Origin of the sequence: Pseudoalteromonas sp. PA2MD11, from assembly GCF_017808125.1 — a bacterium.
Taxonomy (GTDB): Bacteria; Pseudomonadota; Gammaproteobacteria; order Enterobacterales; family Alteromonadaceae; genus Pseudoalteromonas; species Pseudoalteromonas simplex.
Window position 1 is genome coordinate 38,397 of the sequence record NZ_JADKNF010000016.1, and the last position, 14,416, is coordinate 52,812.

A 14,416-nucleotide genomic window follows, 5' to 3' on the forward strand; every position below is an offset into this window, starting at 1 on the left:
TTTGAATGAAATTATCATTTTCTACTCGGTAACAATTTCGCCATTGATTTCTAATTACATGCCCGCACCTATTTATTAAACAGGATTTAAAACAAATCATAGGAGATAAGTATGCCTGAAATTAAAAACCGTCAGTATATTCTTGAATCACGTCCAACAGGCCCTGCAACAGAAAATAACCTCGTTTTAAAAACATCTACTCTTGCCTCACCTAAACAAGGTGAAGTTTTACTAAGAACAATTTATTTATCTCTTGACCCTTATATGCGAGGCCGTATGAGCGATGCAGAATCATATGCTGACCCTGTTGAAGTTGGCGATGTGATGGTTGGTGCGACAGTGTGTCAGGTAGAGCAATCAGAGCACCCTGATTATAAAGTAGGTGAATGGGTACTTGCCTATACTGGTTGGCAGGAGTATGCGATAAGTAATACTGAAGGACTGATGAAGTTAGGAGAAAGTCCAGATACTCCTTCCTATGCACTCGGTATTTTAGGTATGCCAGGGTTTACTGCTTATATGGGACTACTAGATATTGGTGAACCAAAAGCAGGCGAAACAGTGGTTGTAGCTGCAGCAACAGGGCCGGTTGGAGCAACTGTCGGTCAGATAGCCAAATTAAAAGGTTGTAAAGTCGTTGGTATCGCTGGAGGCTCACAAAAATGTAAGCATGCGATTGAGAACTTAGGGTTTGATGCATGCATAGATCATAAAGCCGATAACTTTGAAGAACAGCTTAAGGACGCCTGTGATCAAGGTATTGATGTTTACTACGAGAACGTCGGTGGTCATGTTTTAGATGCGGTACTGCCTTTACTTAACACAAAAGCACGAATCCCACTATGTGGTTTAGTATCACAATATAATGCAACTGAGTTACCACCAGGGCCTGATCGCCTATCTATGTTGATGGGCTTAATTCTTAGAAAACGTATTAAAGTACAAGGCTTTATTATCTTTGATGATTACAGCGATCGTTACGGTGAATTTGCGCAAGATATGCAACAATGGCTGAACGACGGCAAGATAAAATACAAAGAGCACCTTGAAACTGATTTCGAAAATACCCTAGACGCTTTTAACGCCATGTTAAATGGTGAAAACTTTGGTAAAACCGTGGTTCAAGTTCAGCAGCCAATTTAAAAATTTAGGCGCAACAAATAATGTTGCGCCACTATTAAGGATAACAAATGATTAAATTACACCATTTAAACAAATCACGCTCTAAGCGGATTATTTGGCTGCTCGAAGAGCTTGGCGTTGATTACGACATTATTGCCTACCAACGTAATAAAGAGACATTTTTAGCACCTGATGAGTTAAAACAAATTCACCCGCTGGGTAAGTCGCCTGTCATTGAAGATAATGGCAAAGTAATTACTGAATCGGGTGCGATAACTGACTACCTAATAACTCAGTATGGCAAAGGTAAGTTTATGCCAAGCCAGCAAAGCGATAGCTATGTTGACTATCAGCAATGGCTGCATTTTGCTGAAAGCTCTGCCATGGTGCCCCTATTACTGAAACTCTTTATTACTAAAGACGGCTGTAAAACCAACTTTATTGCAGACTATGCCGATAATGAAATTGCTAAAATACTGAGCTATTTTAACCAGCAATTACAAGGTAAGCAGTACTTAGTAGATGACACATTGACCGGTGCTGATTTCATGATGTCTTTTGTTGTAGAAAAAGTTGATGAGGCGGGATTGTTAGCCCACTTCCCTGAAATCGAACGCTACTTTGAGCAGCTAAAAACTCACGAAAGTTATCACACAGCCAATGAGCTAGAAGCAAAATACGGTTAACTCAATAAACAAAGGTACTGCCTGTACCTTTGTTTGCCGCAAAGCGATGAAGGTGGACTACAGCCATACTTTTACTTCACCAATATTTTCAAATAAGTCAGCGCAGCTACCATTTAAGCTGCACACACTCGATTGCGGCCTGACTTTTTAGCCTGATACATGGCTTCGTCAGCCCTTTCGATTGCCGCCTCGATATCGTCATCGACATTTATTAACGAAACACCAAATGAGCCTGTAACATTAATGTGTTTACTTTTGCCAATTTCAATTTTTAAAGCTTCAACGCCTGCTCTTAATCGCTCAGAAAGTGATTTGGCACCTTCTAGCTCTGTTTGCGGTAAGCAGACTAAAAACTCTTCGCCGCCATAGCGATATAGTTGGTCGTACTTCCTTAAGTGAGATTTAATACATTTAACAAGGGCTATTAATACCTTATCACCCGCAGCATGACCAAACTCATCGTTCACTTGCTTAAAGTGATCAAGGTCGATCATTATCAGTGCGCAGCTGAGCGATTTACGTTTGCAAAGCTCATGCTCTTTTTGTAGGTTTTCAACTAAATTTGTTCGGTTCGATGCCCCCGTCAAAGGGTCTCTTGTGTGCAGCAATTCAGAGAATTCATCGATAAGGGTTTCAAATAACTCATGCAGGCTATCTAAATCGGCATGAAACTGGTCCAATAAATTAGCCGGAATAACAGACTTAGACTCTTTTAACGATAACAGGACTTTGGCACCTTGGTGCATCTTTTGATGCGCACAAGCGATTTCAGAAAAGTAAGGGTGAAGGTTTAGGGTCTGTTCGGGTAGCTTATTAAACCATTGCCCAAAACGACAAAGGTTATGAGCATTATCTGCTAAGTCTTGTTCATCTGCAGGTATGTCTGCAATTAAGCACCTTAATAAGTTTCTATACCATGACTGGTGCCACTCAATGGCCTGCTCGATTTCTGCAATCATGTCTTCAAGCTGTGTATTCGACAGAGAATTAATGCCCTGCTCGGTATTTTGATGCATAGCCAATGAAAAGACTTCCGCTTATTATTTTATTTCCTAAAACAGTACCTAAGGTAAGTTACAAACTCAACCTAAAGCGCTAGAAAGAGATGGCTTAATCAACTAATCGATAACCAACAGCGGGCTCAGTTAAGATATGTTTAGGGCTTGCCGCATTTTGCTCAAGCTTTTGTCTTAACTGACCAATATGTACACGTACGTATTCAGGACGGTTAATATACTGCTCTCCCCACACCTCAGATAAAATAGCGTTATGCGTTAACACCTTGTCTTTTTGCTGAAATAACAATAGCAAAATAGCGTACTCTTTTTTAGTTAGTTTTACTTCTTCAGCGCCTTTACGGACCACATGCTTATGTGGGTCTATGTGAATATCGCCACATTGCAAAGTTAGGATGGGTGTTGTTTGTGTGCGCAGAAGCACCCGAATTCGTGCTAATAATTCGTTTGCGCTGAATGGTTTGGTCAGATAATCGTTAGCGCCGTTATCAAGGGCGGTGACTTTTTCTGTTTCTCCGTCGCGTGCAGAAAGTACCAAAACAGGGAGCAGACTCCACTGTCTAAACTCCACCAGCCAATCTTGCCCATCCATATCGAGCAAGCCTAAATCAAGCAGCACTAAATCAAACTGCTGCTGGCTTAAAAGTGCAAACGCATCAAGCCCTTTGGCGCACACACTGACTTCATGGTTGCTGGCTTTTAACAGTGTTTTTAAAAAACTTTGCAGAGGCGGTGAGTCCTCTAAAACCAAAATATTAGCCACGGCTGTTACTCCAAATTAATATAGCTGTTGCTTGCTTTGTTTGCTCATTGAGGGTTAATTCAAAGCGCCCTTGATGACATTTAGCAACCACATCGCAGATCACACTCCCCAAACCAACGCCTTCATCTTGACTCGTCTCATGCTTATTCGCAAAAGGATTGGTTAGCACAATTTGATATTCATTGTGTGTTTCAATAAATTGCATATTCGCCGAACCATCTCCGTAACGAGCTGCGTTCTCGAGCATATTGGCAAAGGCAATTTCTAGTAGGGTTTCATCGCCAAAACAGATGCTTTGTTGCTGAGCCTCGATGCTCAGTTTAAAGTTTTGTAGTTGCTGCTGACGACGAGATTTTGCTTCGCTAATTAAGGTCAAAATAGGCAGCTTTTGCCATTTAATATTCTCAGCTAACTTATTAACTTTACTGAGCTCCATGACTTTATCAAAGTGCTGGTTAAGTATTCTACTTTGCTCATAAATGTTAGCAGCTTGCTCTTTGATAACCTCAGAGCTTAGTTGGATATCATCATCAGCCAACATGCTTGATGCGCCCATAATGGTCGCTAATGGCGTACGTAAGTCATGGGATAAACTGCGCAACAAGGTGTTTTTTGACCTCTCTAGCTCCGCCTGTACTTTGATCGCCGCAGATTGCTCGCGTAATAAGGTTTTTTCTTGAACCTGATACAGTAAAGAGCACGCTGTATTCGCCAAAGCCTGTTGTTCTGCATTTAGCGCTTTGGCAAACGCAATACCGCCAAATTCAGCTTGTTGTTCGTTTAAATAAATAAACTGCTTAGAGGCTGTTGGCTGCCAGTCACATGCAACCTTTAAATGCGCGGTCATGGTTTGCAAAAACAGCTGCTTTTGCTCCTCAAGGCTATCGAGATCATTAAGTTTTTTTGCTAACTCATACAATAAGCGACTATTACTTGCATGGGCTTGCACATCGCGAACCTTGGTATTGAGCTCCCCGGCAAGGTGACTTATCACTAGACCTACAATCAGCATCACCAAAAAGGTGACCACATATTCAATATTTTCGATATGAAAAGTAAAATACGGCACCACATAAAACCAGTCCGTGCAGGCAACACTCACCAAGGTAGTAAGCGCAGCAACACGACGATTACTGCGCACCGCAACCCATGTCACCCACAGAAGCTGTAGCATCACAATATCGGTGGTTGTAAACAGTTCTCGAAATGGGAATATCGCAAGCACCACGACAAGTGGCATCAACACACTTAAAAATGCGGCTTTTAAATACTGTATTTTGAATACTGACTGCATCATCTTTTCACTTATTGTTTATCCCTATTAGATTAAAGGGTTTTCAATTTTGTCACTATAAAGTTTTTATAAAGTTTTTTTATCTCGGCATAAAATCTTTATAAAGCTTTCAAGATCTCTAGAGACTTCTGTTTTTTTGCCATTAGCATTTAGCGCGTACCCACAATAGCGAGAAAGACTATGGCTCAGTTTGCAGTAATCGGATTAGGACGTTTTGGCGTAACCGCCTGTTTAGAACTTTCAAAACAAGGTCATACAGTGTGTGCTGCCGATATTAGCGAAAGCACCGTTAATCACTATGCCGACCAACTCAGTTTTACCGTGGTGGTTGATGCCAGTGATGAAACACAATTAGCACGGCTCGATTTACCCAGTTGCCAAGCCGTATTGGTGGCCATTGGCGAGAATATTGAAGCCAGTATTTTATGTGTATTGCATTTAAAAAACTTAGGCGTAAAGCAAATTTGGGTAAAGGCCTGTACCAAAAGCCACCATCAAATACTAAGTAAACTCGGCGTTGAGCGCATCATTCACCCTGAAGAAGAAATGGGCGTGAGGGTTGCGCAAGCGCTTAACTACCCAATGGTTAATCAATATTTCCCGCTTAACCAATCCACGTTTATTGTTGAACTAGGCATTGATCTGCAGCTTTCAGGTCGCAAAATTGGCTGGCTGCTCAAAGAACGTAATAGCGATATTAAACCACTCACACTACGACGTGATGATTACTTCAATACAGAGCTGACTAACGACACCGAACTGCGTCACGGCGATAGTCTGGTGCTACTGGGCTCTAAAACTTACTTAACTAAATTAGCAAAACGGTTTCGTGCATTATGATCAACTGGCAAGCCAACGTTTATCCAAAACAATTTAGCGGTGTAAAGTGCCGTAAGCGGCAAAAAATAAACCCACCTTTAGTGCTTACTATCGGCTTTATTGTGTTAATTATGCTCGGCACGGGCTTGCTTATGCTACCAATGGCAAGCACCCAACCGATCAGCTGGCTCGATGCATTATTTACGGCAACCTCTGCGGTTACAGTAACAGGGCTGGTGGTCATCGACACAGGTACTGATCTGACTGTATTTGGTCAAAGCGTGGTCATGCTGCTGATTCAAATAGGTGGCATTGGCTTTATGACCGTGGCGGTGATTTCAATACTAAGTTTAGGAAAAACCCTAGGCTTACAACAACGCTTACTCGCTAGCCGCGCTTTTGACACTAACGATTTAACCTCGGTGATCAAAGTTGCTAAGTATGTTTTAGTGTATTCATTAGTGATTGAGTCGGTGGCATTTTGCTTACTCTTTATTAGTTGGTTCGATGACTATGGCGCACTAAAAAGCGCCTATCACAGTCTGTTTTATACGATTTCGGCGTTCAATAATGCGGGCTTTGCGTTAAGTGGCGATAGCTTATCGGCATTCAAAGGCGATATAACCGTAAACGTAGTGATCACCGCTTTGTTTATCATCGGCGGTTTAGGGTTTACTGTACTGATTGATATCTACAAACAAAAGCGCTGGTCATTACTATCAACCAATACCCGCCTGGTGCTAATTGCCACCTTATTGCTCAACTGCATCGCATTTATATTGATTTTTTTCTTTGAACACGCCAATCCCGCGACATTAGCGCCGCTATCAACGTCTGAGCAAATATTAACGACTTGGTTTCAAGCGGTGACACCTCGTACCGCAGGGTTCAATACCCTACCGATTGATGGCTTGAGTCAAGATTCAACGCTTTTGACTATGCTGCTAATGGTGATTGGCGGTGGTTCAGTTAGTACGGCGAGCGGCATAAAACTAGGCACCTTTGTGATCCTAATTTTAGCGATGCGCAGCTATTTAAAACAGCAAACCACGGTCACCGTGTTTAACCGTCAGCTGAGCGACAAGTTGGTGATCAAGGCATTAAGCGTCATGATACTGTACTTATTTATCGCTTTTACCAGCATTATGATCATCACCAAGCTTGAACAAGGGTCGTTACTTGATATCACCTTTGAGGCAATTTCGGCACTCAGTACCGTAGGCCTTTCGCGGGGTATAACTGGGGATTTAAGTGCGCCTAGTCAGCTCATCATCATACTGCTGATGCTGATAGGTCGGGTTGGGCCATTAACCTTTGCTTATTGTTTTGCTCGCCAGCACAGCCAACCTTTAACCTACCCGACTACCAGTATTCAAATTGGTTAAGTGTACAGTTTTGACACTTTTTAGTGTTAAATTTGTGAACTTGAAAAGCACTAAAATAAGTCTACAATAATGACATATAAATATGCCATTAATCATTACTTGAGAAATAAATTGAAAAAGTCAGATGCAATCAAAAAGCTATCAGAATTTGATAAACAAGGACGTTATATTTTTACAATGTCTGATTTTGCAAAGATTTTTTTTGATGATACTAATAGGAGCTTGAGAGCGGGGATTTCTCGACTCATCGATGATGGCTTTTTAATTAGAGTTTCAAATGGCATTTTTATTTACGCTCTTGCTCAGTCAAAAGGAAGTGATACGCTGGAGCTAATTGCAAAAACAATCCGCCGTGGTGAGTACAATTACGTTAGTTTAGAGTCTGCACTTTCAGAGTATGGAATTATTTCACAAATCCCCGTTGGCAGATTGACCATTATGACAACAGGACGCTCGGGTGAATATAAAACGCCTTTTGGTACAATTGAATTTACTCACACTAAGCGAGACCGTTTAGACATTCTAGAAAACACAATGAAAACAGATCGCTCTTTGAGATTTGCAACGAAAAATACTGCTCTAAGGGATTTAAAAAGAGTTGGCCGAAATACTCATTTAATTGCAGAGGAAGCATAAGATGAAAACTGAACAAGAGAACTTTGCGCAACTGGTAAATCTCGCTATGCAAACCACAAATGTTTCTCATATGCGGGCTGTTATAGAAAAAGAGTTATTGCATTACGACATCCTATTTGCTCTCGAAAGAGGTGGATTTCTTGATAAGCTGGTATTTCAAGGAGGTACTTCTTTAAGATTATGTTACGGCGGAAATCGCTTTAGTGAAGATTTAGATTTTGCTGGTGGTAAAGAATTCAATTCACTCATGTTAAAAGATATCAAAGCATGTATTGAAAAGTATATTGGCGAAAGATATGGCCTTGAGGTGACAGTTAAAGAACCGAAAGAGTTAAAAAAAGACCCTAAATACTCAGAATTAAAAATTGATAAGTGGCAAGTTGCAGTAGTAACTGCACCACAAAGAAAGGATTTACCCAAACAAAAAATTAAGTTAGAAGTTGCCAATATTCCGGCCTACACAAAGCAGCCTTTACCACTGAATGTGAACTATGATTTTCTGCCTGATGGATACAGCGATACACTGATCTTAGCTGAAACACTCGATGAGGTGATGGCTGACAAAATAATTTCATTACCAGCCACAACAAAGTATGTGCGACATCGAGACATTTGGGATCTTGCTTGGTTGCAACAGCAAGGGGCTCAATTAGATATTGAACTAGTTAAAAATAAAGTTGCTGACTATCAACTTGAGCAATATCAGTCCATGCTTTCTCATTTAATTGATAGGTTACCCGAACTTACCACGAGCCCAGAGTTTATCGGTGAAATGAAACGCTTTTTAGATACCGAAGTATTCGATAGAACTCTCGGTAAAGAAAAGTTTCAGTTGTACTTACAAAACACCCTGACAGAGTTATTCAAGACAGTTCTGTCAAAAATGTTTACCGAAGCTACAGAGCCTGATTTTAAAATGTAAGACCCTGCTACAACTGCTGTAGCAAGGCTTTAATGTCACTGTAGCGCTGCTGCTCGCAAAGGCCAAAACCTGAAAGCTGCCTGACTTTATTACGGGTAAATAAAGGCACGCTCATGCCCGCTAAAAAGCGGCACTGAGTATCGATGCTGACATCACTAATTCCTTTAGCGGCTAAGTGCTGTTTAAGCTCTGCAACTTTACTGGCAATCACATTTTGCTCAGGCATTTGATGCACTAATGAATAACTTAGCTTTACCTGCTGGCCTCTACACACTGAACAATGGCCACATTGCTGGGGTGCATTCTGGTCATCAAAATAGCGGGCTAAGTTATAACTTAAGCAGCTATCTAGCTCAAAAAAGCGCACTAAAGTGGCGATACGTTTAATTTCGGCCTGTTCTTTTTCGATAAAATATTGATGAAGTTGCGGTGCTAAATCTGCGTGGTTTATTACCGAGTTATTCACCTCATACACTTGCGTGATGCGTTTGGTCTCAAGGGCAATATGACCTTTCTCGGCCAAATAATCGAGCGCTGCAACCACACGTTTTCTATCAACTTGAGTGGCACGGGTTAACGCATCAAAATTAAGTGTGCCCCAAATTTTCTTAAACTCAGTGTGTTTGAATACCTGTTGTAAAAACGCTTGTCGGTCAGCATCAAACTGGCTAAGTAGCTCGTTTTGATCCGTTAAAAACTTATATTTAAAATCGGCGTAATAGGCATATAAAGGCGTAATAGCCCCTTGCATTTCTAACTGCACTAGTAAGGTTTTTAACGCTAAAGCACGAATATTACTTTCGCTAGATAAGCTGTACTCTTGCATTTCCCACTGGTTGTTCGTTTGTTCGTTACGAATGTTATTGATGACATAGTCAATCCCACTTTGCTCGGGCGTGTCGGCATAAACAAAGTTCTCAACGGTATTTAAGCCATCAAGGTTTGCTAGGGTAAAACAGTTTGATGGCGCACCATCTCGCCCTGCACGGCCAATCTCTTGGCTATAATTTTCAATCGATTTTGGCAAATCATAGTGGATCACAAAACGAATATCAGACTTATCAACCCCCATCCCAAAAGCAATGGTTGCCACGACGATATTGATTTTACCCGCCATAAAATCATCTTGAATTTGCCAGCGTTTATCATCCTCAAGGCCTGCATGATAGGCCACTGCATTAAAGCCCGTTCTTGCCAAGCCTTCGGCCACTTGCTCAGCGGTATACTGTAAGGTGACATAGACAATCCCTGCCCCTTGTTGGCTGGCTATAATACTTGCTAATTGCTGAGGTTTTTCTTGGCTTGCAACACTGAGCACTGATAAATCGAGGTTGCTTCGGTAAAAGCCTGTTTGCACCACACATTCTGGGGCAATAGCAAAACGCTCACACATATCGCGCTTTACTTTTTTAGTGGCGGTGGCGGTAAGTAGCAATACCAGTGGAATATTAAGCTCTTCACGATAGCGCGGCAGTTTTAGATAATCAGGCCTAAAGTTATGACCCCATTCAGATATACAGTGCGCTTCATCAACCACCAGCATCGAAATAGGCACTTGTTTAATAAATTCACGAAAGCGCTCATTCTTAAAACGCTCAACTGAGACCATTAAAATTTTCACCTTCCCTGCTCGCACATCACTCATTACCGTATGGCTTTGCTCACTGGTTTGGCTTGAATCAAGGCTTGCCGCGTAAATACCTTTGCTATTTAAAAAGCTGATTTGATCTTTCATCAGTGCCAATAATGGCGATACCACTAAGGTCAAGTTGGGTAAGTGCAATGCGGTTAATTGATAGCACAAAGATTTACCTGAGCCAGTTGGAAAAATTGCCAACGACGATTGCTGATTTAATAACTGCTCAATGGTTTGTTGCTGACCTTGGCGAAACTCATTAAAGCCAAAGTATTGATTCAACGAAGTGTGTAGTGGTGTAGTCATCCTGATCCCTCACTTTCATTCCCTTTTCAGGTAATGATAGGTCTCTTACTGCGAATTAGCCATGTTAACCCGTTTAACTCAATCTCCCAAGGCCATTGATATAACTAAGCGCACTATATTGTTCTTAACAGGTACTGACAAAACCAGTAAAAAGGCGCACAATGGGCGCGTTGCCATGGGGTATTGATGGATGGACTTGCAATACCTAAGCGCTTTTTCGCAAGAGTGTTTAGGTATTATACTTTTGAGGGCAACGTAATGATTAACCAACCTCCTAAAATCGTGATAATCGGTGGTGGCGCTGGTGGCTTAGAGCTAGCAACACAATTAGGACACAAACTCGGGAAAAAACGCCAAGCAGAGATACTTTTAATCGATAAAAACCGCAGCCATATTTGGAAGCCGTTACTTCATGAAGTAGCGACGGGGTCGATTGATGCCGATTTAGACGGCGTTGTATACTCAGCTCATGCAGCAAAACATCATTATAATTTTCAACTCGGCAGCTTTTGCCACTTAGATCAAACCAACAAAACTATCACTTTAAGTGAGTTAAAAGACGAACTTGGCCACCGAATTTTACCCGAGCGCCAAGTCAGTTATGACTACCTTGTACTTGCTATAGGCAGTGTCAGTAACGACTTTAATACCCCTGGCGTTAACAAGCACTGTTTTTACCTTGATTCAAACCAGCAAGCTGAACGCTTTCAGCATGCTCTACTCGATAACTTCACCCGTTTACATCAAGATGACGACCCACAGCATTCTTTAACCATTGCTATAGTGGGGGGTGGTGCAACCGGGGTTGAGCTGTCGGCAGAGCTTTATCATGTGTCAGACATGCTAAAAATGTATGGCCTTAATAAAATGACCGCGAAACGCTTACACATTGATTTAATTGAAGCGGGCCCGCGAATTTTGCCCGCATTACCCGAGCGCATTGCAAACTCAGCTAAGCGTGAACTGGTTAAATTAGGAGTAACAGTCCGCGAAGGCACGCAAGTAAAAGAAGCCACAGAAAACAGCTTTATTACCAAAAACGATGAACATATCAAAGCCGACATTATGGTTTGGGCTGCGGGTGTAAAAGCCCCTGATTTCATTAAAGATATTGGTATCTTTGAGCTCACCCGCAATAACCAAATTAAGGTGAACCAATATCTGCAAAGTAGCGTTAACGACGATATTTTTGTGATTGGTGATTGCTGTGCATTTACTCAAGAAGATGGCACACAAGTGCCACCCAGAGCACAATCGGCTCATCAAATGGCGCAATGTGTTGAAAAAAACCTTATAGCTACACTCAAAGACCAGCCTCTGAGTGCCTTTACCTACAGTGATCATGGCTCTTTAGTTAATTTGTCACGCTACAGCACGGTAGGCAGTTTAATGGGCAACCTAACCAGTAATAGCTTTTTTATAGAGGGTAAAATAGCGCGATTTATGTATATTTCGCTCTATCGTATGCATCAACGTGCTATCCATGGCAGTGCAAAAACTTTTGCACTGTGGATCAGCGAAAAAGTACTCCGCGTTGTTAGGCCAAAAATGAAACTGCATTAAGCTACGGCATAAAGCCGGCAAATTAGTTGTTTGTCGGCTATTTATGCACTTCGTCCCTAGGTAATTGACATCACTCTACAAAGTCATACACTTCAAGCAAGATAGATCCATGGATTGAAGATGAAAAAAGGTATTTCGCTAACCGTTTTTGCAGTGCTTTGTGCCTGTGGGGCCTACCTGATATTAGATAAACCCACACCCATCGAAGCGATAAGCAATGAAGTCTCGACATCTTCTGCTACTGTCGCTGAACAAAAAAAGGCTACGAGCCTCTTTAAACCATCAAATCAGCCTAATAGCAAAGCAACAGAGCTGGCTAAACTCAAGCTAGCCAAACGCCAGTGTAAGCAACAAAGTTTAAAAGCCACTCAAGCTGCAGCTGATCACAGTCAAATAGAAGCAGCGATTAAACAAGCACTAAAAGACGGCGACTCCCTTGAAGATATTTTAAGTTATTCAGAGCTGGTGAAAATATCCTACCGTTCATTTAATACCTTAGTTATTAACGCCATCAAACAAAATGCAGAACAGCAATTTCAATATGCCTTATCAGTTGGCATATTAAAAAACTGGCAAGGGCTTGAGGTCATTGATTATTTTGATATAGATACAATCAATCAACTAACGGCAATTGATGGACCCCTTAGTCAAAATACTGGCTCAATGATGTTTAATGTGCCATTACCTGAGCAAGTAAACAAAACAGCATTGTACAAACTATTGGATAACAACGATGATTTTAATACCTATTTAAAAACGCCGTTTAAAATCGGCCCATCAAGGCTCATTTCACCATCTATTTTGTTTCTTGTTAATGCTCATGCGCTTAGTTTAACTGAGTTTGAAAACGCGATATCTAGTAAAGAGTTTACTGTTAACGACATTGCTGTGGCTTTAAAAAGCAACTTACCTAATGATTACCTAACAGCGCTCATCTCTCAAACAGCACAGCTAAACGGCTCGCCTACAGCAATGAGTGATGACTTTATGGATGAACAACTGTATTTAAACCTTGCAGATGTCGCTGTGAGTGAATTTAACGTGCCAATTTTAAAGTTATTAAGTGAGCGAGGTATTGAGCCCACTAATCAGCCAAATGTATTTACAGCGATGGATATTGCCATTGTAAACCTAAAGGGCAGCTCAAATAGCGAAGTGCAGCCACTAGAGGGCAAACACATAAAAACACTAAGTTATCTAAAAAATAAGGGTTATCGAGCTCACGGCGAGCTTGTACGCGACACACCGAACGATAGACTACTGATGCTTAAATCTTCATTCTTACCGAGTAGCCTTTTATTTGTTGGCGACCAAATTGCTAATGATGCTTTTTCTCAGTTTATAGATTTAAAGCTAATCCCAAATAACCTAGCATTTAAACGTAAAGAAAAAGATAACTCTGCAATATCAAAAGCACTCAGCGCCTACGAACTACAAAAACAGCAAGCCAAAAAAGTATCTCCTGAGTGTGAAACGATAGATCAGCGGATTTATTCGCTAGAAGCGATAAAAACACGCTCTCAAGCACTCGAAGAATTAGAAACGCTCGAAGCGCAACAAGGCTTACTAACCCTCGACACCCTTCAAGCCATCGACCCTGTACAAGTTCATAATTGGCAATTCTTGCATTCAAATGAGAATAAATATCAAACCTCAACGCAGTATCAAACCTATAAAGAAGCAATTGTCGAAAAAGACTTTAATACTGTTGCAACGATTACCCAAACAGCAAAGCTCAGTACCCACCAGACAAATATGTTGCTTGCAGCAACAATAGAAAACGCTCAACAATTGACGTCTATTTGGCAAAACAGAGTCGCTCCAACTGCACCTGAAAATCTTTATGTTTTTACTAAATTGCCATTAGCACAATGGCAAACATTAGCTGATAACGGCTTTGATTTTTCATTAAAAGACATGCAAAACAACGATATGTATTTTTATGCAAGCATGCATTCAAAAGAAGCCGTTAAGTTTTTAATGAGCCTTGCAGTTGCGCATGACTTTTCTAAACCTGGGCTTGATATTCTCGACCAAGCACTGGAGCAAAGCTATAACACACAAACCCTCGCTGACTATATGCCAAGCGCATTAAAACTTGTTGACCAGTATGAGCCTAACCACTTTCGTCGTGCCGAGCGTCTAAAAGTTTTTGTTCCTGATGTTTATGAAGAGCTTATTAAACTTGCGCCAAAACTTGCACCCAAAGATGGCACTGTAATGAATAACTATCAGTACAGCGCTTATTAAGCTCCTTACCTATTTGAG

Annotated in this window: 12 protein-coding genes; 8 read left to right on the forward strand and 4 right to left on the reverse strand. The window is 41.2% G+C overall.

The window, feature by feature from the left end:
- Positions 1–111 precede the first annotated feature (111 nt).
- Both ISP07_RS16150 and ISP07_RS16155 read left to right on the forward strand, forming a co-directional pair.
- A complete protein-coding gene (locus tag ISP07_RS16150; protein ID WP_222938014.1) occupies positions 112–1,143 on the forward strand; it encodes an NADP-dependent oxidoreductase in 1,032 nt (343 codons plus the stop codon).
- A 47-nt stretch (positions 1,144–1,190) separates the two neighbouring features.
- Complete coding sequence (locus ISP07_RS16155; protein WP_209328224.1) at positions 1,191–1,808, forward strand: glutathione S-transferase family protein; 618 nt, start codon at positions 1,191–1,193, stop codon at positions 1,806–1,808.
- Between the two features lie 113 nt (positions 1,809–1,921).
- Here ISP07_RS16155 and ISP07_RS16160 read toward each other — a convergent pair whose 3' ends face one another.
- The 3 genes from ISP07_RS16160 to ISP07_RS16170 form a co-directional block, all read right to left on the reverse strand.
- The gene (locus ISP07_RS16160) at positions 1,922–2,824 is read right to left on the reverse strand and encodes a diguanylate cyclase (protein WP_228290657.1); all 903 of its coding nucleotides are present in this window, start codon (positions 2,822–2,824) and stop codon (positions 1,922–1,924) included.
- A gap of 94 nt (positions 2,825–2,918) precedes the next feature.
- A complete protein-coding gene (locus ISP07_RS16165; protein ID WP_209328226.1) occupies positions 2,919–3,587 on the reverse strand; it encodes a response regulator in 669 nt (222 codons plus the stop codon).
- On the reverse strand, positions 3,580–4,884 hold the full coding sequence (locus ISP07_RS16170) for a DUF4118 domain-containing protein (RefSeq protein ID WP_228290653.1): 1,305 nt from the start codon (positions 4,882–4,884) through the stop codon (positions 3,580–3,582). Before ISP07_RS16170 ends, ISP07_RS16165 begins: the two co-directional genes overlap by 8 nt.
- 177 nt (positions 4,885–5,061) lie before the next feature.
- Here ISP07_RS16170 and ISP07_RS16175 point away from each other — a divergent pair, with 177 nt between their 5' ends.
- From ISP07_RS16175 to ISP07_RS16190, 4 genes are all read left to right on the forward strand, one after another.
- A complete protein-coding gene (locus ISP07_RS16175) occupies positions 5,062–5,721 on the forward strand; it encodes a potassium channel family protein (RefSeq protein WP_130151919.1) in 660 nt (219 codons plus the stop codon).
- Entirely contained in the window at positions 5,718–7,085 is a 1,368-nt protein-coding gene (locus tag ISP07_RS16180) for a TrkH family potassium uptake protein (RefSeq protein WP_209328227.1), read from the forward strand. Before ISP07_RS16175 ends, ISP07_RS16180 begins: the two co-directional genes overlap by 4 nt.
- A gap of 111 nt (positions 7,086–7,196) precedes the next feature.
- Positions 7,197–7,721 carry a type IV toxin-antitoxin system AbiEi family antitoxin gene (gene abiEi / locus ISP07_RS16185; RefSeq protein ID WP_209328228.1) on the forward strand — a complete coding sequence of 175 codons (525 nt, stop codon included), beginning with the start codon at positions 7,197–7,199 and terminating at the stop codon, positions 7,719–7,721.
- 1 nt (position 7,722) lies between these two features.
- Complete coding sequence (locus ISP07_RS16190; RefSeq protein ID WP_138619783.1) at positions 7,723–8,643, forward strand: nucleotidyl transferase AbiEii/AbiGii toxin family protein; 921 nt, start codon at positions 7,723–7,725, stop codon at positions 8,641–8,643.
- Between the two features lie 7 nt (positions 8,644–8,650).
- On the opposite strand, the gene ISP07_RS16195 is transcribed toward ISP07_RS16190, so the two are convergent.
- Positions 8,651–10,585 (reverse strand): RecQ family ATP-dependent DNA helicase, encoded by a 1,935-nt coding sequence (locus tag ISP07_RS16195; RefSeq protein ID WP_209328229.1) that lies wholly within the window; start codon positions 10,583–10,585, stop codon positions 8,651–8,653.
- A gap of 258 nt (positions 10,586–10,843) precedes the next feature.
- Between ISP07_RS16195 and ISP07_RS16200 the strand changes: the two genes are divergently transcribed.
- Positions 10,844–12,148, forward strand: a complete 1,305-nt coding sequence (locus ISP07_RS16200; RefSeq protein ID WP_209328230.1) for an NAD(P)/FAD-dependent oxidoreductase — start codon at positions 10,844–10,846, stop codon at positions 12,146–12,148.
- Between the two features lie 120 nt (positions 12,149–12,268).
- Complete coding sequence (locus ISP07_RS16205; protein WP_209328231.1) at positions 12,269–14,398, forward strand: hypothetical protein; 2,130 nt, start codon at positions 12,269–12,271, stop codon at positions 14,396–14,398.
- The last annotated feature ends 18 nt before the right edge of the window (positions 14,399–14,416 follow it).

Bases quoted from the DNA above. Each gene is read 5' to 3' on its own strand.
- ISP07_RS16150 (WP_222938014.1), top strand. From the start codon at position 112: ATGCCTGAAATTAAAAACCGTCAGTATATTCTTGAATCACGTCCAACA.
- ISP07_RS16155 (WP_209328224.1), top strand. From the start codon at position 1,191: ATGATTAAATTACACCATTTAAACAAATCACGCTCTAAGCGGATTATT.
- ISP07_RS16160 (WP_228290657.1), bottom strand. From the start codon at position 2,824: ATGCATCAAAATACCGAGCAGGGCATTAATTCTCTGTCGAATACACAG.
- ISP07_RS16170 (WP_228290653.1), bottom strand. From the start codon at position 4,884: ATGATGCAGTCAGTATTCAAAATACAGTATTTAAAAGCCGCATTTTTA.
- ISP07_RS16175 (WP_130151919.1), top strand. From the start codon at position 5,062: ATGGCTCAGTTTGCAGTAATCGGATTAGGACGTTTTGGCGTAACCGCC.
- ISP07_RS16180 (WP_209328227.1), top strand. From the start codon at position 5,718: ATGATCAACTGGCAAGCCAACGTTTATCCAAAACAATTTAGCGGTGTA.
- ISP07_RS16190 (WP_138619783.1), top strand. From the start codon at position 7,723: ATGAAAACTGAACAAGAGAACTTTGCGCAACTGGTAAATCTCGCTATG.
- ISP07_RS16195 (WP_209328229.1), bottom strand. From the start codon at position 10,585: ATGACTACACCACTACACACTTCGTTGAATCAATACTTTGGCTTTAAT.
- ISP07_RS16200 (WP_209328230.1), top strand. From the start codon at position 10,844: ATGATTAACCAACCTCCTAAAATCGTGATAATCGGTGGTGGCGCTGGT.
- ISP07_RS16205 (WP_209328231.1), top strand. From the start codon at position 12,269: ATGAAAAAAGGTATTTCGCTAACCGTTTTTGCAGTGCTTTGTGCCTGT.